This is a genomic window from Marinomonas flavescens, from assembly GCF_004352835.1.
GTDB classification, from domain to species: Bacteria; Pseudomonadota; Gammaproteobacteria; order Pseudomonadales; family Marinomonadaceae; genus Marinomonas; species Marinomonas flavescens.
Genome location: NZ_SJSB01000002.1, coordinates 283172 through 303255 on the forward strand (window position 1 = coordinate 283172; position 20084 = coordinate 303255).

The 20084-nt window shown below is 43.4% G+C and carries 20 protein-coding genes and 1 pseudogene; 13 read left to right on the top strand and 8 right to left on the bottom strand.

All coding sequences use genetic code 11. The features are described from left to right. Window positions 1-111 precede the first annotated feature (111 nt). The 7 genes from ugpB to E0D70_RS03475 all read left to right on the top strand — a co-directional run bounded on the left by ugpB (window position 112) and on the right by E0D70_RS03475 (window position 6627). Window positions 112-1413, top strand: a complete 1302-nt coding sequence (gene ugpB / locus E0D70_RS03445; RefSeq protein ID WP_133010872.1) for a sn-glycerol-3-phosphate ABC transporter substrate-binding protein UgpB — start codon at window positions 112-114, stop codon at window positions 1411-1413. Window positions 1414-1490: 77 nt separating this feature from the next. Further along, window positions 1491-2366, top strand: coding sequence for a sn-glycerol-3-phosphate ABC transporter permease UgpA (ugpA, locus tag E0D70_RS03450; protein WP_133010873.1), 876 nt, complete (start codon window positions 1491-1493; stop codon window positions 2364-2366). Next, the gene (gene ugpE, locus E0D70_RS03455) at window positions 2366-3214 is read left to right on the top strand and encodes a sn-glycerol-3-phosphate ABC transporter permease UgpE (RefSeq protein ID WP_133010874.1); all 849 of its coding nucleotides are present in this window, start codon (window positions 2366-2368) and stop codon (window positions 3212-3214) included. Before ugpA ends, ugpE begins: the two co-directional genes overlap by 1 nt. Before the next feature lie 3 nt (window positions 3215-3217). Continuing rightward, on the top strand, window positions 3218-4285 hold the full coding sequence (locus tag E0D70_RS03460; protein ID WP_133010875.1) for a sn-glycerol-3-phosphate import ATP-binding protein UgpC: 1068 nt from the start codon (window positions 3218-3220) through the stop codon (window positions 4283-4285). Between the two features lie 7 nt (window positions 4286-4292). Continuing rightward, window positions 4293-5048, top strand: coding sequence for a glycerophosphoryl diester phosphodiesterase (locus tag E0D70_RS03465; protein WP_133010876.1), 756 nt, complete (start codon window positions 4293-4295; stop codon window positions 5046-5048). An 18-nt stretch (window positions 5049-5066) separates the two neighbouring features. After that, window positions 5067-5825 (top strand): DeoR/GlpR family DNA-binding transcription regulator, encoded by a 759-nt coding sequence (locus E0D70_RS03470; protein WP_133010877.1) that lies wholly within the window; start codon window positions 5067-5069, stop codon window positions 5823-5825. Between the two features lie 7 nt (window positions 5826-5832). Further along, on the top strand, window positions 5833-6627 hold the full coding sequence (locus E0D70_RS03475) for an HAD-IIB family hydrolase (protein ID WP_133010878.1): 795 nt from the start codon (window positions 5833-5835) through the stop codon (window positions 6625-6627). 27 nt (window positions 6628-6654) lie between these two features. Here E0D70_RS03475 and E0D70_RS03480 read toward each other — a convergent pair whose 3' ends face one another. Beyond that, window positions 6655-7611, bottom strand: a complete 957-nt coding sequence (locus tag E0D70_RS03480) for a DUF808 domain-containing protein (protein ID WP_338068566.1) — start codon at window positions 7609-7611, stop codon at window positions 6655-6657. Between the two features lie 237 nt (window positions 7612-7848). Between E0D70_RS03480 and E0D70_RS03485 the strand changes: the two genes are divergently transcribed. The 3 genes from E0D70_RS03485 (at window position 7849) to E0D70_RS03495 (ending at window position 11079) form a co-directional block, all read left to right on the top strand. Beyond that, window positions 7849-9003, top strand: coding sequence for a GAK system CofD-like protein (locus E0D70_RS03485; protein ID WP_240536963.1), 1155 nt, complete (start codon window positions 7849-7851; stop codon window positions 9001-9003). Between the two features lie 109 nt (window positions 9004-9112). After that, the gene (locus E0D70_RS03490; protein WP_133010880.1) at window positions 9113-10123 is read left to right on the top strand and encodes a response regulator; all 1011 of its coding nucleotides are present in this window, start codon (window positions 9113-9115) and stop codon (window positions 10121-10123) included. Window positions 10124-10125: 2 nt separating this feature from the next. Then, a complete protein-coding gene (locus E0D70_RS03495) occupies window positions 10126-11079 on the top strand; it encodes a sensor domain-containing diguanylate cyclase (protein ID WP_133010881.1) in 954 nt (317 codons plus the stop codon). Between the two features lie 70 nt (window positions 11080-11149). On the opposite strand, the gene rimK is transcribed toward E0D70_RS03495, so the two are convergent. After that, window positions 11150-12058, bottom strand: coding sequence for a 30S ribosomal protein S6--L-glutamate ligase (rimK, locus tag E0D70_RS03500; RefSeq protein WP_207923193.1), 909 nt, complete (start codon window positions 12056-12058; stop codon window positions 11150-11152). Window positions 12059-12133: 75 nt separating this feature from the next. After that, a pseudogene (locus tag E0D70_RS17830) lies at window positions 12134-12538 on the bottom strand (ATP-dependent zinc protease family protein); the annotation flags it as partial. A 238-nt stretch (window positions 12539-12776) separates the two neighbouring features. Here E0D70_RS17830 and E0D70_RS03505 point away from each other — a divergent pair. After that, window positions 12777-13715, top strand: coding sequence for a D-hexose-6-phosphate mutarotase (locus tag E0D70_RS03505; RefSeq protein ID WP_133010883.1), 939 nt, complete (start codon window positions 12777-12779; stop codon window positions 13713-13715). 149 nt (window positions 13716-13864) lie between these two features. Here E0D70_RS03505 and E0D70_RS03510 read toward each other — a convergent pair whose 3' ends face one another. Next, on the bottom strand, window positions 13865-14641 hold the full coding sequence (locus E0D70_RS03510) for an exodeoxyribonuclease III (RefSeq protein WP_133010884.1): 777 nt from the start codon (window positions 14639-14641) through the stop codon (window positions 13865-13867). Between the two features lie 116 nt (window positions 14642-14757). Between E0D70_RS03510 and pyrE the strand changes: the two genes are divergently transcribed. Then, window positions 14758-15411 (top strand): orotate phosphoribosyltransferase, encoded by a 654-nt coding sequence (gene pyrE / locus E0D70_RS03515; protein ID WP_133010885.1) that lies wholly within the window; start codon window positions 14758-14760, stop codon window positions 15409-15411. Window positions 15412-15456: 45 nt separating this feature from the next. Here pyrE and slmA read toward each other — a convergent pair whose 3' ends face one another. The 4 genes from slmA to coaBC all read right to left on the bottom strand — a co-directional run bounded on the left by slmA (window position 15457) and on the right by coaBC (window position 19051). Continuing rightward, window positions 15457-16050, bottom strand: coding sequence for a nucleoid occlusion factor SlmA (gene slmA, locus E0D70_RS03520; protein ID WP_133010886.1), 594 nt, complete (start codon window positions 16048-16050; stop codon window positions 15457-15459). 49 nt (window positions 16051-16099) lie between these two features. Then, a complete protein-coding gene (gene argB / locus E0D70_RS03525) occupies window positions 16100-17008 on the bottom strand; it encodes an acetylglutamate kinase (protein WP_133010887.1) in 909 nt (302 codons plus the stop codon). A 331-nt stretch (window positions 17009-17339) separates the two neighbouring features. Then, the gene (gene dut / locus E0D70_RS03530) at window positions 17340-17798 is read right to left on the bottom strand and encodes a dUTP diphosphatase (RefSeq protein WP_133010888.1); all 459 of its coding nucleotides are present in this window, start codon (window positions 17796-17798) and stop codon (window positions 17340-17342) included. 29 nt (window positions 17799-17827) lie between these two features. After that, window positions 17828-19051, bottom strand: coding sequence for a bifunctional phosphopantothenoylcysteine decarboxylase/phosphopantothenate--cysteine ligase CoaBC (coaBC, locus tag E0D70_RS03535; protein WP_133010889.1), 1224 nt, complete (start codon window positions 19049-19051; stop codon window positions 17828-17830). Between the two features lie 196 nt (window positions 19052-19247). Between coaBC and radC the strand changes: the two genes are divergently transcribed. Further along, complete coding sequence (gene radC / locus E0D70_RS03540; RefSeq protein WP_133010890.1) at window positions 19248-19925, top strand: RadC family protein; 678 nt, start codon at window positions 19248-19250, stop codon at window positions 19923-19925. The last annotated feature ends 159 nt before the right edge of the window (window positions 19926-20084 follow it).

The window sequence follows — 20084 nt, forward strand, 5'->3', positions numbered from 1 at the left end:
ACATTTTTGTACTTTTTTCTTTCATTTGAAACCAAATTATCATAAAAATGAAACATTGAGTCACTACAGTGCTTTCTCAACTACTAAAATAATCATATGAGGAACTCCAAAATGCGTAAATCAATGATCGCGACAGCCGTTTTAGGTATGTCTGTTGCTAGTACCAGTTTCGCCGCAACTCAAATTGAGTGGTGGCACGCCATGGGCGGTGCTAATGGTGAAAAGTTGAATGAAATTGTTAAAGAGTTTAACGACTCCCAAAGCAAATACGAAGTAGATCCTGTTTTCAAAGGGACCTATACCGAAACCATGACTTCTGCGATTGCTGCGTTTCGTGCGCACAAACAACCTGCCATCGTGCAAGTGTTTGAAGTGGGTACGGCAACGATGATGGCGGCTAAAGGCGCGATCTACCCAGTTTACAAGCTCATGAAAGACACTAAAACAGGTTTTGATCCTAAAGCTTACTTAAGCTCTGTTACAGGGTATTACTCAGATGTGAAGGGCAACATGCTATCCATGCCCTTTAACAGCTCTACTCCAGTGCTCTACTACAACAAAGAGATGTTTAAAAAAGCAGGCATCAGCGCACCACCTAAAACGTGGGAAGAAGTTGAGACTGTTTCTAAAAAATTATTAGCTAGTGGCGCGAAATGTGGTTTCACGACAGGTTGGCAATCTTGGGTACAACTTGAAAACTTAAGTGCTCGCCATAACGTACCATTCGCGTCAAATGACGATGGTTTCACCGGCCTAGACACTAAACTTTTGTTTAATGGCCCATTGCAAGTTATGCACATTACTAAAATGCGTGAATGGCAGAAGAGCGGTATTTTCAGCTACGGCGGTCGTCGCAGTGATTCCGCACCAAAATTCTATAGCCAGCAGTGTGGCATGTACACAGGCTCATCATCTGCTTATGGTGGTATGACTCGAAATGCCAAGTTTGATTTTGGTGTGTCATCTCTTCCTTATTGGGCAAGCGAAGTTAAACAACCTGATAACACCATTATCGGTGGTGCTTCTTTGTGGGTCTTGCAAGGCAAAGACAAAGCGCAATATAAAGCGGCCGCGGCTTTCCTTCAGTTCTTATCTACTCCGAAAATCCAAGCTGAATGGCATCAGTTCACGGGTTATCTACCAATCACACACGCTGCCTACGATCTAACTAAGAAAGAAGGCTTCTATCAATCTCATCCAGGAACAGAAGCGGCTGTTATTCAAATGACGGCAACGCAACCAACGGTAAACTCTCGTGGTTTACGTTTGGGTAATTTTGTTCAGATTCGTGATGTGATTAATGGCGCGTTAGAAAGTGTTTGGAGTGGTAAAGAAACACCTCAAGCTGCTTTAGATACTGCTGTGAAACGTGGTGATGTTCTGTTACGTAAGTTTGAAAAAACGCATAACTAATTGCCTTTATTGTTGCTATCCCTATCTGCTGTGCAGATAGGGATTTTTGATTTCTAGTTTTCTGTTCGAGTGACGTTATGTCTGTTTATTTTCCTCAAAAAAAGCTGCCCTACTTACTGGTGTTACCACAGTTAATTATCACGGCGATTTTCTTTCTTTGGCCAGCGGGTCAAGCGGTTCTTCAAGCATTTTATCGTGAAGATGCTTTTGGTTTGAGTCAGCAGTTTGTTGGTCTCGAAAACTTCGTCGATCTTTTTAGCGATCCTCTGTATTACAAGTCCATGCTCGTCACCATGGTATTTAGTTTCTCAGTGGCCTTTTTAGGAATCGGTGTGGCGCTTTGGTTGGCTGTGATGGCTGATCGAGTTATTCGTGGAAAAATGGTGTACCAAACATTATTGGTTTGGCCATACGCGGTGGCTCCAGCGCTTGCAGGGGTGCTTTGGTGGATACTGTTTGATCCTAATATTGGTCCCATTGCTTTATTTTTAGACCGTATCGGTCTGCATTGGAACCATTTCCTCAATGGCGATCAAGCAATGATTCTAGTGGTGATTTCTGCCACGTGGAAACAAATCAGCTATAACTTCTTATTTTTCTTGGCTGGGTTGCAAGCGATTCCACGCTCTTTGATTGAGGCCGCGGCGATTGACGGTGCCAGCTCTTTCAGACGTTTTTGGGATATCGTTTTTCCTCTCTTATCGCCTACGACTTTTTTCCTATTGGTTGTTAATTTGGTGTATGCCTTTTTTGATACGTTTGGTGTTATCGATACCACGACCCAAGGTGGTCCAGACGGCAGTACAAATACCTTAGTTTATAAAGTATTTAAAGATGGTTTTATTGGTTTAGACAGTGGCGGTTCAGCTGCTCAGTCTATTGTGTTGATGGCAATTGTCGGTCTCATGACGGTCATACAGTTCCGTTTCATTGAGCGTAAGGTGCAATACTAATGATAGAGAATCGCCCTTGGCTAAAAATGTTTAGCCACTTTATTTTAGTGTTCGGTGTGTTGATTATTGCTTTGCCTGTGTGGGTTGCTTTAGTGGGTTCAACGCAACCAGAAGGATCGTTTAACTCCGGTAGCGTCCCTCTGTGGTTTGGTGATCACGGCGTTCAGAATTGGGCGCATGTGTTATTTGCTGAAGCGGGCAGTACACTGCAAATTCCAGTGTGGCACCTGTTGTTAAACTCCTTGATCATGGCGCTTGGCATTACCATTGGTAAAATCGCAATTTCAATTATTTCTGCTTATGCGATTGTGTTCTTCCGGTTTCCTTTTCGTGGGGCGATCTTTTGGGTGATTTTTATGACTCTGATGTTGCCGGTGGAAGTGCGCATTGTGCCGACGTATCAGGTCATTGCTAATTTGAACATGCTGAATTCGTACAGTGGTTTGATTTTACCTTTGATCGCCAGTGCCACGGCGACTTTCTTGTTTCGTCAGTGTTTTATGTCGATTCCTGGGGAGTTGGTCGAGGCGGCGCGGATTGATGGCGCGGGTCCGATACGTTTCTTTTTCGACATCTTGTTACCTATGTCGCGTACTAATATCGCGGCGATGTTTGTGATTATGTTTATTTACGGTTGGAACCAATATCTTTGGCCGCTGATCATCACCACAGACGATACTTATTACACTTTGGTGATGAGTATTAAAAGTATGTTATCCGTTCCTGATGGCGACATTCAGTGGAATTATGTGATGGTAACAACTTTATTGGCGATGCTTCCTCCTGTAGCTGTTGTGGTAGGAATGCAAAAATTATTTGTTAAAGGCTTGGTTGACGCGGAGAAGTAAGCAATGACCGATTTAGTATTAAAGAACATAGGTAAAACCTACCCAAATGGTTACCAAGCGATACCAAGTATAGATTTAGTCATAGAAGAAGGTGAGTTCATCGTTCTTGTTGGCCCTTCAGGTTGTGGTAAATCGACATTGCTGCGCATGGTTGCAGGTCTTGAGACAATTACTCAAGGCGACTTGTTGATTAAAGGCAATCGTGTAAACGACAAAGAGCCTGCTGACCGCGATATTGCGATGGTTTTTCAAAACTATGCGCTGTACCCACATATGACGGTGCGCGCCAATATGGAATACGGCCTTAAAAATCGTGGTGTGCCCAAAGAAGAGCGCCAAGCCAAAGTAACGGATGTTGCTAATATGTTGGGCTTAGACGAATTGTTAGACCGTCGTCCTGGTCAATTGTCAGGAGGACAGCGCCAGCGTGTGGCTATGGGTCGTGCCATGGTACGCGATCCGAAAGTGTTTTTATTCGATGAACCTTTGTCTAACTTAGACGCAAAACTTCGCGTACAGATGCGCGTTGAAATTCGTCAGTTGCAACGTAAATTAGCAACGACAACTCTTTACGTAACGCATGACCAAGTAGAAGCCATGACATTGGCAGATCGTCTTGTTGTGCTTAACAAGGGTAAAGCCGAGCAGATTGGTACACCGATGGAACTATACGATAAACCGGCTACGACGTTTGTTGCTGAATTTATTGGTTCTCCTTCGATGAATTTGTTTGATGCCATGATGACTGAAGAAGGCATTGTTTTGTCGGATAAGACTCGCTTACCTATGTCTCATGCTCATCGTGGCTCTGTGATATGGGGCATCCGCCCAGAACATTTACAACAAAGTGATGAGGCAAATGCCGATTTCTCTTTGCAAGTGCAAGCGGTAGAGTCTCTAGGCGCTGAAACATTAATCCACGGCTTACTTGAAGACGGTAGCGGTCAACCCAAACCTATGGTTATACGATTGGCTGGACCTCATTTGCCTGAAATTGGTAGTTATATGTGGTTAATTGCGCCTGCGAAGCATTGGCACCTGTTTGATGCTGTTACCCAACAACGTTTGTGAGGCTTTTATGCAAACAAAAACGGCTTTAGTAAAAGACATTTTAAAAACAAAGGTAATGGGGCACCGTGGTGCTTCTTTGTTAGGCCCTGAGAATACGCTGGCTTCTATTCGTGCCGCTGCGGCAACTGGGGTTAAATGGGTTGAAATTGATGTCTATTTGATCGCTCAAGGCGGCTTGATTATTTTCCATGATGCAACATTAGATCGTTGCACCAGTGGCTCTGGCGTTACTCGAGAAGCCGATCCTGCTGTCGTCAGCACATTAGATGCAGGTGCGTGGTTTGGTTCTGAATTCGAAGGGGAAAAAGTCCCGACCTTGATAGAGGCATTAGAGTGTATCCAATCACTTGGTATGGGATTAAATCTAGAGATAAAGCACGATACTGCTGATATAGAAAATATAGTGCCAACAGTATTAGATGCTCTAAAAGAATACTGGATTGATAACGATAAGCTCTTAATTTCTAGCTTTAATCACGCTGCTTTACGTATGGTTTTTGATCTGGATCCGCAGCGTTATCTTGGTCAGCTTTATGAAGATATTCCAGCAGACTGGCAAACGCAGCTAGAGCAGATTCATGCATATAGTCTGAATTGCTACTATGCCTCGCTAACCAAAGAACAGGCGCAAGCAGTGAAAGCGCAAGGTTATAAGCTGATGTGTTATACCGCTAATGATTCACAGCTAGTGGCGAATCATTGGGAATGGGGTATGGACGTCATTATTACCGATGATCCAACTCAATTTGCCGCGTTAATTTAGTCGAATAGGGTAATGGGTTTGAGCTTAAACGATAGACAGAGTCAAATATTAAACTGGGTTCAGCAAGTAGATAGTCTACTAGTAGAAGATATGGTGGCGCAGTTTGACGTATCTTCTCAAACGATCCGTAAGGATATTAATCAGCTTGCAGAGCAGAATCTAGTAAGGCGTACACATGGTGGCATTTCGCCGGTTTCTAGTATTGAAAACCTATCGTTTGAGCATCGTCATACTCTGAATGTTGCAGCCAAAATGGCCATTGCAGAAAGCGTTGCACGGGAAATTCCTGATGGATCTTCACTGTTTTTAGGGATTGGTACGACCGTTGAGTATGTGAGTAGGGCCTTGTTGAATCATCAAAAGCTGCAAGTTTTTACTAACAATCTCACCGTGGCGAGTATTTTTGGTATGCGGTCAGATACTCAAGTACGTGTCTTAGCTGGAAAATTACGTCATAAACATCATGACTTAGTAGGAGAAGAAACCTTAGCTGGGTTACGCCAATACTATTTTGATTATGGCATTTTAGGGTGTGGTGGTTTAGATGAAGAGCAAGGGCTTTTGGATTTTGATCCAGAAGAAGCGGCAGTGAGTCGAGTGCTGGTGGAGCAAAGCCGTCATGCATTTCTGGTTGCAGATCAGCATAAGTGGAATCGTAAAGCCATGGCACGGATTCAGCCTTTTTCTAAGATCGACCGCTTTTTTAGTGATGAAATGACGTTACAGAGGCAGCAGCTTTTAGTGTCTGCTGGCGTTAAAGTGGAATTAGTTACTTAGGATATATATGTCAATCAAATCACTTGAGAACTTAACAACTCAAGCTTGTCAGGGTGTTCAATTTATTCTGACAGATGTGGACGACACGCTAACATGGCATGGGCGTTTACCAGAGCAAACTCTAGCGGCTTTAACACGCTTAACTGAGTCAGGCATTAGGGTTATCCCTGTGACGGGTGGCTGTGCTGGTTGGTCAGACATGATCGCTCGTACACTCCCTGTTGAAGGTGTTATTACGGAAGGTGGCGGTTGTTTTATTGCAAATACAGACGGTGTGTTGGATTACACCTTTTGGCGTGATGAAGCACAAATGAGAGCAGATCAAGCGGATATTCTGGCAAAGGTTCAACAAGCACTAACGGCTTTTCCATCTCTCCGCCTTGCCCGAGATCAGTCCTATCGGTTAACGGATGTGGCAATTGATTATGCGCAAGATGTAAAACCTGCCGCGATTGAAGAAAAAGACGCTTGTGTAAAAGTCCTGTTAGAGCAAGGCCTCAATGTGAAAGTCAGTTCCATTCATATTAATATTAGCCGTGTTGGTTATGATAAGTTTGCAATGGCTGAAAGAGTGTTGAAAGAGCGTTATGGTCTTAGTGAAGACGCTGGTCGTCAGCAGGTTGCGTATGTTGGTGATGCGCCAAATGACGAAAGCATGTTTGCGCGTTTTCCATTGAGTGTGGGAGTGGCAAATATCGCTCAACATTTACCCGTTATGCAATATCCACCGCAATTTCAAACTCAGCAACCAGGCGGTTTTGGCTTTGCCGAGTTTGCAGAATATCTACTGACGAATCGATAATACTGTCAAAGGGCTGATGCATTAGTCTTAGTGTGCATCGCCCTTTTGAAATAAAGAAATCCCCCACGTTGCGGCGGTTCCTAGTAGGGCGCCAACAAGCAAACTGATTCCGATATTAATCATAGAGTTCATAATGGGCAGTTGTGTTATTTCCCCAGAAACGGCTTCTTGGGCAAGATGATGTAGCACAGGTAGACCATGTACAAAAATCCCTCCACCGACCAAAAACATCGCAATGGTACCTACGATAGAAAGTAGGCGAATCACCCAAGGGGCGCTTCTTAATATGCCTGATCCGATCGTCTTTGTTAGTGCTGTTTTGGACCGAGTGAGATGTAGGCCAATATCATCAAGACGAACGATTAAGCCGACTAATGCGTACACACCGACGGTAACGAGTAACGCGACTATGCTTACGACGATCGCTTGAATTAATAAGGGCTGACCATTTACTGTGCCAAGCGCAATGACAATGATTTCAGATGATAAAACAAAGTCAGTACGAATCGCGCCACGAACTTTGGTTTTTTCTAATGAGAGTAGTTCTTTGTCAGAGAGGCTTTTTTTTTTCTCAATTTCCTTGTGTATTTTACTCTTATCGTCATGGCGATGTTGAAACACATGCAAAACTTTTTCTGCGCCTTCATAACAAAGGTATACTCCACCAACCATTAATAATGGTTGGATAAGCCAAGGAATAAAAGCGCTAATCGCGAGAGCAAGAGGCACTAATATTGCTTTGTTAATAAAAGAGCCTTTAGCAACGGCCCAAACAACAGGCAGTTCACGGTCGGCTTTGACGCCAGAGACTTGCTCCGCATTTAAGGCCAGATCATCCCCTAATACGCCAGCTGTTTTCTTTGCTGCAATTTTAGAAAAGACGGCGACGTCATCAAGTAAAGTAGTAATGTCGTCGAGTAGTGCAAGAAGCCCTGTCATTGCCATAAAATACGTTCCATTGCCTGAATAGGATAAGTTTTTCATTGTGCGCTAGGTCGGTTGAAAAACCAAATACTAGACGCGGTGTACACGAATCTTGATAATGCCGATAATGCGGCTGTAAGAGAGCCATCACTCTTCTGAGTTATCCATAAACACTACTGATTAACACGTTAACATTTTTCCTCTTGTTGTCATGTTCGAGGTTATTTAAGGTAGTGCGTATTCCATGTTTCTGAGGTCTATATGTCCAGTACTTACCGCATTTGGCGGCGTATGAAAATGCCAGATTTTACTCGCGTTCATCGCTATCAGAGCTTGCCAGAGCAAGGGCCCAAAGTATTGTTTTTTAGTGGCGGTTCTGCGCTGAATAAAATCAGCCGAGTACTTAAAGAATATACCCATCACTCTATTCATTTAGTAACGCCCTTTGATTCTGGTGGCAGTTCAGCTCGCTTAAGAGCGGAATTTGATATGCCAGCGGTTGGGGACTTACGCAGTCGGTTAATGGCATTGGCAGACGAAACCGTTATGGGGCAGCCAGAGGTGTATGCGTTATTCACCCATCGCTTTGAGATGTCACTTTCGCTAGATGTGCTTAGGGGAGAACTTGAACAGCTGGTGGCGGGTGAACACCCCCTGATTAAACCAATACCTAATCCGATGCGAGCGTTAATTCAAACTCAGTTGAGTGTGATACAAGAAAAAATCAGCGCTACGTTTGATTTGCGTGGAGCCAGTATTGGTAACCTTATTATTTCCGGTGGTTATCTAAATAACCAGCAGCAGTTAGACCCTATCGTGTTTCTGTTTTCTCGTCTGACGAAAACACTCGGTGAAGTAAAAACCATCTTAGATTCGCCTTATCATTTAGGCGTAGAGCTTGAGACGGGAGAGTTGGTTCTTGGGCAGCATCGTATTACGGGTAAAGAAAATGCGGTATTGGAAAGTCCGATAAAGCGCATGTGGCTGAACAAAGGGCTAAAAACGGTGTCTCCTATCAATAGAAGAATTGCCGATGACCGTCGAGATATGATCGAAAGTACTGATTTGATCTGTTATCCACCCGGTAGTTTTTATAGCAGTTTGTTAGCTAACTTGATGCCTGAGGGCGTCGGTCGTGCTATCTGTCAAAACCCAAACCCTAAAGTTTACATACCAAATTTGGGTTTTGATCCAGAGCAATTTGGTTTGTCGTTAATGACGCAGGTTGAGCGATTGGTTTCTACGGTACTCGTTGATACAAAATCACTACAAGACATTTCCTTTGGTGGACTGGATTATTTACTTTTAGACGATGAATACGACTATGGTGTTATAGATGAGCATAAATTGTTTGCATTAGGGGTAGAGGTAATAAAAACACCGTTAATTTCCCAGAAAGCAGAAAAATATGACGAACACCTGATCGTTAAAGCATTGCTGTCTATGGTGTAGAAGGTTTCCTAATGTAGGGAAAATATCAAGCCTCGTGATGTTATCAGAGTTTTTTTGATCTCCACAGTCACAAGTAAATCGTTATTATTAAGTGTTGGAGAAGGCATAAATGAATACGAATGTTCTGATTTGCGATGATTCCAGTGTCGCCAGAAAACAATTAGCAAAGGCATTGCCGGCTAGTTGGGATATTACTGTGGATTATGCGCAAAATGGACAGGAAGCCTTAGACATAATTATTAAGAAAAAAATTGATATTCTTTTTCTTGATTTGAACATGCCAGTAAAAGATGGATATCAAACGCTGGAAGCGTTGCAGAGCGTTGAACATGCGCCCAAAGTGCTGGTCGTGTCTAGTGATGTGCAGCTGAAAGCGGTACAGCGCGTCAAAGAATTGGGGGCTAGAGAGTTTTATAAAAAACCCATCCAACCTGACCTCATGCAACAGTCACTCTTATCGTTAGGGTTGATGAAGCAAGAAGATCTCAATAAAAAAGCTCTTAACGTTAACCATTCTGTTGTTGATGACTTTTCATTTTCAGAATGTCTTCAAGAAGTATCCAATATTGCGATGGGAAAAGCGGCCAGTGTGTTGGCCGATATGTTGAATGTTTTTGTTAAGTTACCTGTGCCAAAGGTCAATATATTAGAGGTCAGTGAGTTACAGATGGCCCTAAGCTATGGTGCAAAAGACAATCAATATTCTGCCATATCTCAAGGCTTTGTTGGTTCTGGTGTTGCCTTTGAAGCCTTGCTTATTTTTAACGATACCAGCTTTTCTGATATTGCTAAGTTACTTAAGGTTTCAGGTGATATTGATTTTGATATGGAAGTTGAATTGCTGATGGAGGTTTCTTCTGTGTTGGTCGGGCCTTTCATGGATGCACTCGGCAAGCAATTGAACATCGACTTTAGTTTTGGACATCCTGCTTTATTGGGGCAACACGTTACCATGGCGAATCTGATTAACGAGAAAAGATCGAAATGGCGGCGCACATTAACGGTAGAAATTGTCTACGAACTTGAAAACTACAATGTGAGTTGTGACTTACTTCTACTGTTTACAGAAGAATCCGTTCCCGTACTAGAAGATTTATTATCCTATTTGGTTGAGGATTAGCAATGACAAACTCGATGGAAGAAATGGCAGAAATTCATTGGCTGTTTGATACACTCAACCATATTGATCTAGGGCTTGTGATAGTAGACCAGCATTACAAGGTGATCTTGTGGAACAGTTTTATGGAAAACCACAGTGGCAAGAGTTCGTCTACGGCAAGGAATCAGTCATTATTCAGTCTTTTTCCAGATATAGATGAAGAATGGCTCAAACGTAAATTAGATAATGTAATGGCTTTGAGAACATCCATTTTTATCTCTTGGGAGCAGCGCGCCTATCTCTTTCCTTTTAATAGTTATCGCCCAATCACAGGGCTAGCTGATTACATGTACCAAAATATTACTTTGCGTCCAATAAGTAATGTGAATGGCACTATCGAGCATGTCTGTATTACTGTTTATGATGTAACGGATGCTGCAAGTCATAAGTTGGCGTTATCTGCGGCAAACAAACAGCTCGAACAATTAAGTAAAACGGACTCTCTGACAGAATTACACAATCGAGGAAGCTTAGAGAAAGCGCTCGACATTATTTTTTCTTCTTATCAGCAGAAGCAAGAAGCGCCTCATTCTTTAGTCATGGCCGATTTGGATTTTTTCAAACATGTAAATGATAATTACGGTCATCCAGTGGGGGATATTGTGCTGAAAGAAGTGGCAAAATTGATGATAGCCTCTTCCCGTAAAGGGGACTTTGTTGGCCGTTATGGTGGTGAAGAATTCGTTATTGTTTTGCCTAATACTGCATTAGCAGGGGCGATGAGCTTCAGTGAAAAACTGCGCAAGAAAATCGAGGCACTGACAATCAATACGGATAAGGGAGACATAAAAGTCACCATTAGTTTAGGTGTTGCACAATTAAGTCCTAAAGACCAAATGGTGTCTTCTTGGTTAATGCGAGCAGACGAGGCTTTATATAAAGCCAAAAATGCGGGGCGTAATCAAACAATGGGTTGATTAGCGTACCAATAAGCCCATCAAAAGAGATTCTGATGGGCTTATTGGTGTCAGCTAATCCTAGCTCTAATTAGTCTTCTTTTAGCGCTCCGAGCTGCCTCTCAATCGCCATGATCATGCGCACCGCAATGTCTTGGTTCGTCGCCGTTTCAATTCCTTGTAAACCAGGTGATGAATTAACTTCTAATAACAGCGGGCCTTTGTTAGAGCGAATCAAATCCACCCCAGCCACTTTTAGGTCCATTGCTTTAGCGGCTTTAATCGCAATTCGTTTTTCTTCTTGAGTGATTTTAATCAATTCCGCTCGCCCACCTTGATGAATATTGGCTCGAAACTCACCCGCAGCGGCGGTTCTTTGAATAGACGCGACAACTTTTCCATCAATCACAAAGCAACGTAGATCTTTACCACTGGACTCTTGGATAAACTCTTGCACCAAAATATTTGCGTTTAAGCTTTTAAATGCATTAATCACACTGTCGGCTGCTTTACGTGTTTCTGCAAGTACAACGCCTGTCCCTTGTGTACCTTCTAGTAGTTTTATAATTAATGGCGCTCCGCCGACCATATCAATTAGGTCGCCAGTATCTAAAGGAGAGTTTGCAAAGCCTGTGGTAGGAATGTCTAGACCGCTATCCAATAATAATTGTAACGCACGCAGTTTGTCGCGAGATTGAGCAATGGCGGTTGAGTTGTTTAAACAATACACACCGAGGGATTCGAACTGGCGTAATAGGGTGCAAGCGTAAAATGTTTTACTAGGGCGAATGCGAGGAATTACGGCATCTAAATCATTTAAAACTCGGCCGCCGCGATAGTGAATCTCCGGTGTGGTTGCGTCTAATTTCATGTAGCAATTTTTAATGTTTAAAAATTGAATTTCATGTCCTCGTGCTTCAGCGGCTTCAATAATACGACGATTGCTGTACAAATCAGGATTACTAGCCAGTAAGCCTATTTTGAGGCCGCCTGTGCGCATCTCAGGCGCTTTGTATAAAGAAGCTAAGTCATTCTGTACTCGATCGCCTAGCAGGCAGTGACCCTCTGGGTCGACGAGAATACGACCATTCATTGCTTCGCGACCTAGCAGCATGCGGTAGCCCATGCTGTCTCTGTCAGTGAGCGTTAGTTCGACAACCCAAGATTTTTCACCGAGTGCTAAAGAAGCGCGAATCACAGGGCGTTTTTCTTTATCGCCACTGGAGCTTTTGATGACGCGATGATCAACGATTTGCGCTTCGCAATGTACAGTGATTTTGCGGTTGTCTTGTAATGGATGAACCTCAAAACTGGTCCATTGCTCACCGTTACGTGAAAAATACTGAATATTGATCGCGTGCAAAGAAGAGGTTTTTGCGCCAGAATCGATGCGCGCTTTTACCGCCGGAATGTTAAGAGAGGAGAAGGCGCACCATTCTTCACTGCCGATGACGATTTTGGATTCATTAAGTTGATTCATAAAACTTGGCTCTGACTAGATTGTCGATAATAGCAAAAACAAAAAAATGACGCTTGGCTTCAGTAGAAGGCGCTATCGTATTGATTGGCTTTATAGCTTAAAAAGCAAAATAGGTTAAGTTTTATTCGCTAAAAAGCGCTGATCGGAATGATTAAATGGTCAGCATAAGCACAAACTATTGTAATCGTATTGGCTGAGGCTAATATGTGCGTACTGGATTAATTTTATGGAGTCTTGAATGAATGGCCAACTGATTCGCGAGTTGGAAGCGCTGGGCGGTGATATATTGCCAGCAAGTCTGAGAGAGTGTGATGAAATTGTTATTGATCAGCCAGGGTTTAAGACGCGTATCGCGTTATGGGGCGGTCATTTAGTGAGTTTTATACCTACTGGTCAAGAAGATGTGTTGTTTCAATCTTCAAATGAAGGGGCCAAAACTCGATTTGGTCGCCGCCATTTCGGTGTGCCGGTTTGTTGGCCTTGGTTTGGAGCGAACGAAAAACACAGTGACTATCCTGCTCACGGTTTAGCACGTTATTTTCGTTGGGAGCTTGCTGAGGTTGGGCGTTTTAAAAATGACGATGTGAAAATAGTTCTTCGATTGGCGTCTGAAGAGCATCCATTGATTGAAGAAATGTGGCCACAAGCTTTTGAACTAAGACAAGTTTTTCGTTTTTCTGCCGATGGTTTCAGTATTAACTTTTCTGCCGCAAATTTATCAGAAAAATCCATGCCGGTTAGCGAAGCTCTGCATACCTATTTTCATGTAGGGGATAATAAAACCACACAGGTACATGGTCTTGATGGCGTTATCTATATCGACAAATTAGACAAAGGAGAGCGAAAACAGCAAAAAGGCATAGTGTCTCCGTTTGAATATATTGACAGTGTCTATTTAGAATCGCCTGATGTTTGTGAAATTCACGATGCAAGCTTGCAGCGAAAAATTATTGTTCGTAGCAAGGGTAGCCAAAGCACCGTTTTGTGGAATCCTGGCCCTGAACTTGCCAAAAAACGCAGCGACATGGAAGACGAAGATTATCGTCGTTTTGTTTGCGTTGAAACCGCTAACGCCATGAATGATGCTTATGACATTAAACCGGGTGATATGCACCAGCTTAGAGTGAGTGTATCGGTTGAGCCACTAGAGCCAGCTGAAACCACAGAATCCGTATAAGCATTACTGTTTTAGGGGGATGGTGTCACTCTCACAATCAAGCCCTCAGAATGAAATACTTGTTATAGAAAAGCCCTCAATCGTCAGATTATCCAACGATTGAGGGCTTTTTTCTTTGTTCAATATATTTTTCGACACTGCTCAATAGATTAATCGATGTTGTATTCCATGATTAAAGGGGCGTGGTCAGAAAAACGCTGACCTTTATAGACGCTACCGCCTTGAATTAAATGCTTAATTCCGGGTGTCGCGATTTGATAATCCAAACGACCGCCTTCATCTAATTTCCAGGCGCGTTCGTAATCTGGCCACCAGGTATATTGCTTGTCTTGCTTATTAACCTGACGAAAGGCGTCAATGTATTCGAGCTCGTTGAAAATTTCGTTAATCCATTTGCGTTCTTCCGCTAAAAAGCCGGAGTTACGCTGATTTACGAACCAGCTACTAACATCAATGGGCGACCGAGCAACATTGGCTGTTCCGCAAAAAATGAATTCACGACGCTTGCGGCGAGTTTTTATTAAATGGTTTTTAAATCCTTCCATAAAGCGATATTTATGCTGTTGAAGCATGTCTTCGTGGTTGGAGCCATGAGGTGTTAGGAAAGCGCCAATGCTTACCTTTTCGAAATCCGCTTGGATAAAGCGTCCTTCAAAGTCACACTCAGGAAACCCCATGCCAGTCATGATAGCTTTTGGCATGGTTTTACAATAAATGGCCACACCTGCTTGCTCGGGGTCTTCCATCGAGTCAAAAAAGTAAGTGTTGTATCCAGGTGGGAAGAAGACACTGTCGTTTAGGCTTCTTTCGTCTGCCTGAATATCTTGTAGACAAACAACATCCGGGTCCTGGCGAACCATCCATTCAAAAAAGCCGCGATCGGCAGCTTGTCTTATACCGTTTACATTAAGACTGATGACCTTCATTTCTGGTCCCTACAATTCCTAGCCGTGTGTTATATTAGCGCCTATCCAATGTTGGCATGGCTTCGCTCGTTCTTGGCGGCGCTTTGTTCTATTTTTAAAATCTATCTGGAGTCGGCATGAAACCTTACCAAAAAGAGTTTATCGAGTTCGCCATCGAGCAAAATGTGTTGCGTTTTGGCGAATTTACACTTAAATCTGGCCGTGTAAGCCCTTACTTCTTTAATGCTGGCTTATTTAATTCCGGCCAAGCGTTAGCAAAGTTAGGTCGCTTTTATGCGGCCGCATTAATGGAAGCAAATATTCCATTTGATGTTTTATTCGGTCCTGCTTACAAGGGCATTCCCCTTGCAACCACCACCGCTGTTGCTCTGTTCGATCACCATAACGTGGATACTCCTTACGTCTTTAACCGTAAAGAAGCAAAAGCCCACGGAGAAGGTGGATCACTCGTTGGCGCTCCTTTGGCTGGCAACGTCATGATTATTGATGACGTTATCACTGCAGGCACTGCCATTCGAGAAGTTATGGCCATTATTCAAGATGCGAAAGCCGCACCCGCTGGCGTATTGATCGCATTAGACCGTCAAGAGCGTGGTCAAGGCGAATTATCTGCCATTCAAGAAGTCGAACGTGACTTCGGTATGCCTGTCGTTAGTATCGTTTCGCTTAATGACATAATGACTTACTTAGCAGAACAAGCAACCCCTGAATTTGCGGAGTATCTTGATACTGTTAAAGCTTATCGTCAGCAGTATGGTATCGAATCTTAATCGAACCATGTTCAGCTCAGTGTCTGGGGCTCTTTTGTCCCAGTGCTAGCGATTGAGCATAAGTGTTTTTTCTAATGCCGACCATTGCTCAGACCAAACTTCTGTCGGCCTCACCTTAAATTCACTGCGCACGTAATGGCGGATTTTTCCTTCAATTACTGCCAGTAAAAAGTTAGCACAAGGTGCCACTCCCATAACCGGTCGCAAACCTTGTTTTAAATCGGCTTCACGCATTACCTGTTTGAGTTGGGTTTCAATTCGGTCGAACAATTGTGCGATACGAATTCTTAGTCTTTCTGTTTCACCAGCGAGGGCATCGGCTGTTAGTAGTCGACACATCCCAGGATTGTGCTCTGAAAAGCCTAAAATCAACGTCAGAATCATCTCAATGCGAGCTAACACGTCGCTTTCGTCTTTTACGATTCTATGGATGCGAGAAAAAAGCGATTCTTCAATAAATTCGATTAAGCCTTCAAACATCTTCGCTTTGCTTGGGAAATGGCGATACAAAGCCGCTTCTGATACACCAACCTGCTTGGCCAATGCCGCAGTCGTGATACGAGCGCCAGGGCTACTTTCTAGCATTTGAGCTAAAGATTGCAGTATCTGTGTTCGACGATCGCTTTTCTTGTTGCTCATTTGACTGTCCAGTTCCCAAACCAATTATTGTTAGTATGCAGTACTAAGGCTATTCAGCCGACTTTGTATTAGAAATTAAGGTGCCTACACCTATGTCTGTAAATATTTCTAACAAAGTCGCGTGAGGTACGCGTCCGTCAATAATATGCGAACTTGTTACGCCTGAATTTACAGCAGATAAAGCGCAGCTGATTTTCGGTAACATACCACCATAGATAGTTCCATCGGCAATAAGTCCGTCAACTTGAGTGGTTGTTAAGCCTGTTAACACATTACCTGACTTATCTTGTACGCCAGAAATATTGGTTAGTAACATTAATTTTTCAGCACCAACGGCTTCTGCAACTTTACCCGCGACTAAATCTGCATTGATATTGTATGAATTGCCTTCAGCGTCTACGCCGATAGGGGCAATAACAGGGATCAGATCGCTATTTTCTAATACTTTTAAGACACTAATATCAATACTAGCAACCTCACCAACATGCCCAATATCAACTTGTTCCGGTGCGCTCATGCCTTCAGCTTGGTACTTAACAAACAGTTTTTTTGCTTGAATAAAATGGCTGTCTTTACCGGTTAAGCCAATGGCTTTTCCGCCAGCTTGAGAAATCATATTGACGATGTCTTTATTAACTTGGCCGCCAAGAACCATCTCTACAACATCCATGGTTGCTGAGTCGGTAACGCGCATTCCATTAATAAATTTGGATTCGATATTTAGCTTCTTCAGCATGTCGCCGATTTGTGGACCACCGCCGTGAACAACAATTGGGTTAATACCAATGGCTTTCATCAGAACGATATCGCGTGCAAATCCTGCTTGAAGCGCTTCGTCAGTCATGGCGTTGCCGCCATATTTTATAACAAATGTTTTGCCAGCAAAGCGCTGGATATAAGGAAGCGATTCACTTAGTACTTCGGCAACGTCTAAAGCGGATTCACGCGTAAAAGCCACGATCAACTTACTCCTGTTAGCGATAAAATACCCTGATCTAAACAAGTAGGGTCTTGATGGCTCAGTAAATAGCCATTTTTAAAATAATTTATTGAGTTGCTGCGTCAAACGATGATTGTTCATGGTCAGTGACGAGTGTAAGCAACCACTTAGGGTTGAAATAATAGCCTGAACCAAAGCGATTAACTATAGAAATTTGTATGAAAATTACGAAGTGAGGGCTTAAAAACTAAATTTAGTTACGGTTCTGAAATATGGGTGAGAGAATCAGTAGAGAAAGTGCGAAAAGATGAGAAAAACTCACCTTTTCGTACTGTTTTGTGTCTAAAAATTACTTAGTGCCGGTGTGACCAAACCCACCTTCGCCGCGCTCGGTGCTTTCAAACTCAGTCACGATATTAAATTCAGCTTGAACAACAGGCACTAGTACCAATTGTGCGACGCGTTCACCTGGTTCTATGGTGAAAGATATGTGTCCGCGATTCCAGCAAGAGATCATTAGCTCGCCTTGGTAGTCTGAGTCGATTAGGCCAACAAGGTTACCAAGTACAATTCCGTGTTTATGACCAAGCCCTGAACGAGGCAGAAGGATTGCCGCCAAGCTAGGATCTTCGATATAAATAGACAATCCAGTCGGTAACAATGTGGTGTCGCCCGGAGCTAATTCAATCGCTTTATCTAGACAAGCGCGAAGGTCAAGTCCAGCAGAACCTTCGGTTGCGTAAGTTGGAAGAGGGATTTCTTTGCCGATTTTGTCGCTAAGAATTTTTAACTGAATAGCTTGTTTCATAGTCTTCACTTTATTTTGTAAGTAGGGATTTAATGGGTTGAGTGAGTGTATTGTAGAATCAGATTCACTAACTCCGTGGCTAATGCTGTTTTTGCTGCTTTGGCCGGAAACCAAGTGTCGTTTTTAGTAATGACTGTGACTTGGTTTTCGTCTTGATTAAAGCCAATGTCGGAGCGAGACACATCGTTTGCGATGATTATGTCTAACCCTTTGCTGTCTAGTTTACCTTTCGCGTATTCGATGACGTTCTGTGTTTCTGCAGCAAACCCCACCATGATTCTTGCTCGCTTATCTTTGGCGAGCGTCGCAATGATGTCAGGATTTTTGATCAAGGTCAGCTGCAATTCATCCGTATTACTTTGCTTTTTCATTTTTTGATCGCAGGCTTGCTTCATTTTAAAGTCTGCGACGGCAGCAGCACCGATAAAAACATCGGCTTGTTGAGCCATTGCTGTTTCACACGCAGCGAGCATATCATCGGCGCTTTTAACGGAAATAAGCGTGACACCTGCCGGTACAGGAACTTGCACTGGGCCGCTAATTAGCGTCACTTTTGCGCCACGATCAAGTGCCGCTTGAGCGAGTGAATAGCCCATTTTCCCTGAACTGTGATTACTAATAAAGCGAACTGGATCAATAGCTTCCATGGTTGGACCTGCTGTAATTACCCAATGTTGGTTAGCCAGGTCTTGTGTCATAAATGAGGGGTTAAAATAAGCATCAATAGCCTCAAAAATGTCACGAGGTTCACTCATACGTCCAGGACCTATGTCACCACAAGCTTGGGCACCATCGGCAGGGCCAATGCTCAATACGCCTCGTTTAGCTAATAACGCCGTATTATGTTGAGTGGCAGGGTGCTTCCACATGGCTTGGTTCATTGCTGGAGCGAGCAAAACAGGGGATTCGGTAGCGAGGCATAACGTGCTTAATAAATCATTGGCCATGCCTTGTGCGTAACGCGCCATAAAATCTGCGGAAGCAGGGGCGAGAACGATTAAATCGGCCCATTTAGCCAGCTCAATGTGTCCCATTCCGGCTTCGGCATTAGGATCTAATAAAGTACTGCGCACGGCGTGACCTGATACGGCTTGCAAAGTCATTTCTGTGACAAACGCTTTTGCGCCTTCTGTCAGCACAACTTGAACCTCTGCGCCTGCTTTTGTTAATAAGCGAATGAGCTCGATGCTTTTGTACGCAGCGATACCGCCCGTAATGCCTAATAGAATATTTTGTTTCGCTAGGTTTGACATATAAAACTTCTCAATTCAAATCGATAGCCGATTTACAGGCTAGACTAGTATATAAAAGCAATAACGTAAGGCAGGAAGCCGCTAACGTTAATCTCCGTTTTTATTAGGAAAACTGAAAGTGTGTTTTCCATAATTAAAGCAGTGAGACGCCTGTCTTTAAAGTGGTGCAAGATTAACATGGATCAAGGAGTAGATCATGAGTATTAAACACTGGCCAGAGCAAGAAAGACCACGCGAAAAACTCATTCATCAAGGTGCTGAGGCATTAAGTGATGCAGAGTTGTTGGCTATCTTTCTTCGTACTGGCACTCAAGGAATCAGCGCCGTTGAGCTTGCTAGGCAAGTATTGACCCAGTTTGGCGGATTACGTTCCCTTCTATCCGCCAGTCGAGAAGATTTTTGTAAAGGCTTTGGGCTCGGTGATGCAAAGTATACTCAGTTGCAGGCGGTCTTAGAAATGTCTAAGCGTCATCTGCAAGAGCAGTTGAAGCGTGAAACCGTGTTTAGCAGTGCTGAGCATGTCCGGCATTATCTGTCCGCACAGTTGCGTCACTCTCAGCGTGAAGTGTTTGCTGTTTTATTTTTAGACAGCCAGCACCGACTGATTCGTTATCAAGAGCTGTTTATGGGCACAATTGATGCGGCGGCGGTTTATCCTCGTGAAGTGGTGAAAGCCGCTTTGCAATATAACGCTGCCGCCGTGATCCTAGCGCACAATCATCCAAGTGGTGTGGCCGAGCCGAGTCAGGCCGATATTTCGATTACATCTAGAATCAAGCAGGCGTTGGATTTAGTCGATGTGCGTTTGTTGGATCATTTTGTTGTGGGAGATGGCGTGCCAGTGTCGCTTGCTGAAAGAGGCATGATATCGTGATGATGTGGCGATGAGCTTAAAGTGTTGTACTGATGATTTCATCGGCTTATTTGGTGTTTTTTTGCTTTTTTAACGACGAACTTTTGAAAGTTGATCGTTTTTTTAACAAAATATTTGCTCAGGGCTCTTGCTTATGGGAGAATGCGCGCCGCTATTCCT

Excerpts from the sequence above, each read along its gene's own strand:
- E0D70_RS03495 (WP_133010881.1), top strand. The coding sequence starts at position 10,126 with ATGACAAACTCGATGGAAGAAATGGCAGAAATTCATTGGCTGTTTGAT.
- radC (WP_133010890.1), top strand. The coding sequence starts at position 19,248 with ATGAGTATTAAACACTGGCCAGAGCAAGAAAGACCACGCGAAAAACTC.
- E0D70_RS03475 (WP_133010878.1), top strand. The coding sequence starts at position 5,833 with ATGTCAATCAAATCACTTGAGAACTTAACAACTCAAGCTTGTCAGGGT.
- pyrE (WP_133010885.1), top strand. The coding sequence starts at position 14,758 with ATGAAACCTTACCAAAAAGAGTTTATCGAGTTCGCCATCGAGCAAAAT.
- E0D70_RS03510 (WP_133010884.1), bottom strand. The coding sequence starts at position 14,641 with ATGAAGGTCATCAGTCTTAATGTAAACGGTATAAGACAAGCTGCCGAT.
- rimK (WP_207923193.1), bottom strand. The coding sequence starts at position 12,058 with ATGCGCACAGGCGGCCTCAAAATAGGCTTACTGGCTAGTAATCCTGAT.
- E0D70_RS03505 (WP_133010883.1), top strand. The coding sequence starts at position 12,777 with ATGAATGGCCAACTGATTCGCGAGTTGGAAGCGCTGGGCGGTGATATA.
- ugpB (WP_133010872.1), top strand. The coding sequence starts at position 112 with ATGCGTAAATCAATGATCGCGACAGCCGTTTTAGGTATGTCTGTTGCT.
- coaBC (WP_133010889.1), bottom strand. The coding sequence starts at position 19,051 with ATGTCAAACCTAGCGAAACAAAATATTCTATTAGGCATTACGGGCGGT.
- E0D70_RS03465 (WP_133010876.1), top strand. The coding sequence starts at position 4,293 with ATGCAAACAAAAACGGCTTTAGTAAAAGACATTTTAAAAACAAAGGTA.
- E0D70_RS03485 (WP_240536963.1), top strand. The coding sequence starts at position 7,849 with ATGCCAGATTTTACTCGCGTTCATCGCTATCAGAGCTTGCCAGAGCAA.
- E0D70_RS03480 (WP_338068566.1), bottom strand. The coding sequence starts at position 7,611 with ATGAAAAACTTATCCTATTCAGGCAATGGAACGTATTTTATGGCAATG.
- E0D70_RS03460 (WP_133010875.1), top strand. The coding sequence starts at position 3,218 with ATGACCGATTTAGTATTAAAGAACATAGGTAAAACCTACCCAAATGGT.
- dut (WP_133010888.1), bottom strand. The coding sequence starts at position 17,798 with ATGAAACAAGCTATTCAGTTAAAAATTCTTAGCGACAAAATCGGCAAA.
- E0D70_RS03490 (WP_133010880.1), top strand. The coding sequence starts at position 9,113 with ATGAATACGAATGTTCTGATTTGCGATGATTCCAGTGTCGCCAGAAAA.
- slmA (WP_133010886.1), bottom strand. The coding sequence starts at position 16,050 with ATGAGCAACAAGAAAAGCGATCGTCGAACACAGATACTGCAATCTTTA.
- ugpA (WP_133010873.1), top strand. The coding sequence starts at position 1,491 with ATGTCTGTTTATTTTCCTCAAAAAAAGCTGCCCTACTTACTGGTGTTA.
- ugpE (WP_133010874.1), top strand. The coding sequence starts at position 2,366 with ATGATAGAGAATCGCCCTTGGCTAAAAATGTTTAGCCACTTTATTTTA.